The organism is Thermococcus sp. (assembly GCF_027063845.1).
GTDB lineage: Archaea > Methanobacteriota_B > Thermococci > Thermococcales > Thermococcaceae > Thermococcus.
Genome location: NZ_JAMOQU010000131.1, coordinates 1 through 2,360 on the forward strand (window position 1 = coordinate 1; position 2,360 = coordinate 2,360).

The 2,360-nt window shown below is 59.4% G+C and carries 1 rRNA gene; it reads left to right on the forward strand.

The features are described 5' to 3' along the window. Positions 1-46 precede the first annotated feature (46 nt). Positions 47-2,360 (forward strand): 23S ribosomal RNA (locus MVO87_RS11310); the annotation flags it as partial.

The window sequence follows — 2,360 nt, forward strand, 5'->3', positions numbered from 1 at the left end:
GGTCTTTGACAGCTGAATAAGGGAACCAGGACTGAGGTAGGTAGATAGGCCGAGGTGCTAAGGGCACACGGTGGATGCCTTGGCGCCAGCAGGCGATGAAGGGCGTGGTAAGCTGCGAAAAGCCCCGGCGAGGCGCAAACGGCTGAAGACCCGGGGATGCCCGAATGGGGAAACCCGGCGGGCGGAAAGCCCGTCATCCCGCGCGAGCGGGAGGCGAGACCCCCCGAACTGAAACATCTTAGTAGGGGGAGGAAAGGAAATCAACCGAGACTCCCTGAGTAGCGGCGAGCGAAAGGGGACCAGCCCAAACCGGGTGGGTGTAAAAGCCCGCAGGCGTTGCCCGCCCGGGGTAGCGGGACGCACCTGGAGGAGGCTGCGGACTCCTCGGGGAGTTACAAAAGGTCTGGGTAGCCGAAAGGTCTGGAAAGGCCTGCCGTAGAGGGTGATAGCCCCGTAGGCGAAACTCGGACCTCTCCCTGGGGTGCGATCCCAAGTACCGCGGGACACGAGGAATCCTGCGGGAATCAGGGGGGACCACCCTCCAAGGCTAAGTACTCGCTGGCGACCGATAGCGCATAGTACCGTGAGGGAAAGGTGAAAAGAACCCCGGAGAGGGGAGTGAAATAGAACCTGAAACCGTGTGCCTACAAGCGGTCGGAGCCCCGGCACCCTTATAGACTTACTTGGGGGTGGAATGTACTACGTGTATTTATTGGTAAGTGAAGATGGTCGTAAGTACATCGGGTACACAGCTAACCTAAAAGCAAGGTTACAGAGTCATAATTCAGGGAAGGTAAAGAGTACGAAGGGTAGGAAATGGGAGCTGGTATATTACGAGGCCTATAAAGAAGAGGTGCTTGCGAAGAAGAGAGAGAGGAACTTGAAGAAGAACTGGCGACTTAGGGTAGCTCTTTATAAGAGGCTTAACCTCAGGTAGGTGTGTAAGGGTGCCGGGGTGACGGCGTACCTTTTGCGTAATGGGCCAGGGAGTTACTCTCGGCGGCGAGGCTAAGCCGCAAGGCGGAGCCGTAGGGAAACCGAGTCCGAAGAGGGCGCTGGAGTCGCCGGGAGTAGACCCGAAACCGTACGATCTACCCATGGCCAGGTTGAAGTCCGGGTAACACCGGATGGAGGACCGAACCCACTGGTGCTGAAAAACCAGGGGATGAGCTGTGGGTAGGAGTGAAAAGCTAATCGAGTACGGAGATAGCTGGTTCTCCCCGAAATAGCTTTAAGGCTAGCCTCACGGATGAGTCTGCTGGAGGTAGAGCTACTGGTGGGGCTAGGGCCCCGAAAGGGGTACCGACCCCCGCCAAACTCCGAATGCCGGCAGATGCTCCGTGGGAGTCAGACCGTGGGGGATAAGCTCCATGGTCGAGAGGGAAAGAGCCCAGACCGCCGGCTAAGGTCCCCAAGTGGTGGCTAAGTGGTAAAGGAAGTGTGCCCGCGAAGACAGCCAGGAGGTTGGCTTAGAGGCAGCCATCCTTTAAAGAGTGCGTAACAGCTCACTGGTCGAGCGGGCATGCGCCGAAAATGTAGCGGGGCTCAAGCCACCCACCGAAGCCGCGGGTTTCCCTCTACACTTTCACCTGTGTAGAGGGAAGCGGTAGGGGAGCGTTCCCTGCGGGTTGAAGTCGCTCCGGAAGGAGCGGTGGACTGCAGGGAAGTGAAAATCCTGGCATGAGTAGGCGATAAGGGAGGTGAGAAGCCTCCCCGCCGAAAGCCCAAGGTTTCCAGGGGAAGGCAAGTCCGCCCTGGGTTAGCCGGCCCCTAAGGCGAGGCCGAAAGGCGTAGCCGATGGGAAGCGGGTCAACATTCCCGCGCCACTGCGGTGGAGCGATGGGGGTGACGCAGGAGGATAGCCCGACCCGGTCGATGGTAGAGCCGGGCCAAGGTAGTAGGGGGAGGGTCTAGGCAAATCCGGACCCTCGCCAACCCCGAGAACTGACGGGGAGGCCCATGAGGGCCGAAGCGGGCGAATCCACACTGCCGAGAAAGAACCCCTAAGCTGTGAAGCCGCAGTGACCGTACCGCAAACCGACACAGGTGGGCGGGTGTAAAAGCACCGAGGCGTTCGGGGGAACCCTCCGTAAGGAACTCGGCAAAATGACCCCGTAACTGCGGGAGAAGGGGTGCCCCTGGTGGTGAAGGGCTTTACGCCTGGAGCTGCTGGGGGCCGCAGAGAATAGGCGGTGGCGACTGTTTACCAAAAACACAGGTCTCCGCAAACTCGAAAGAGGACGTATGGGGACTGCAACCTGCCCAGTGCCGGAAGGTTAAGGGGAGGGGTGCAAGCCCCGAACCGAAGCCCCGGTAAACGGCGGCCGTAACTATAACGGTCCTAAGGTAGCGAAATTCCT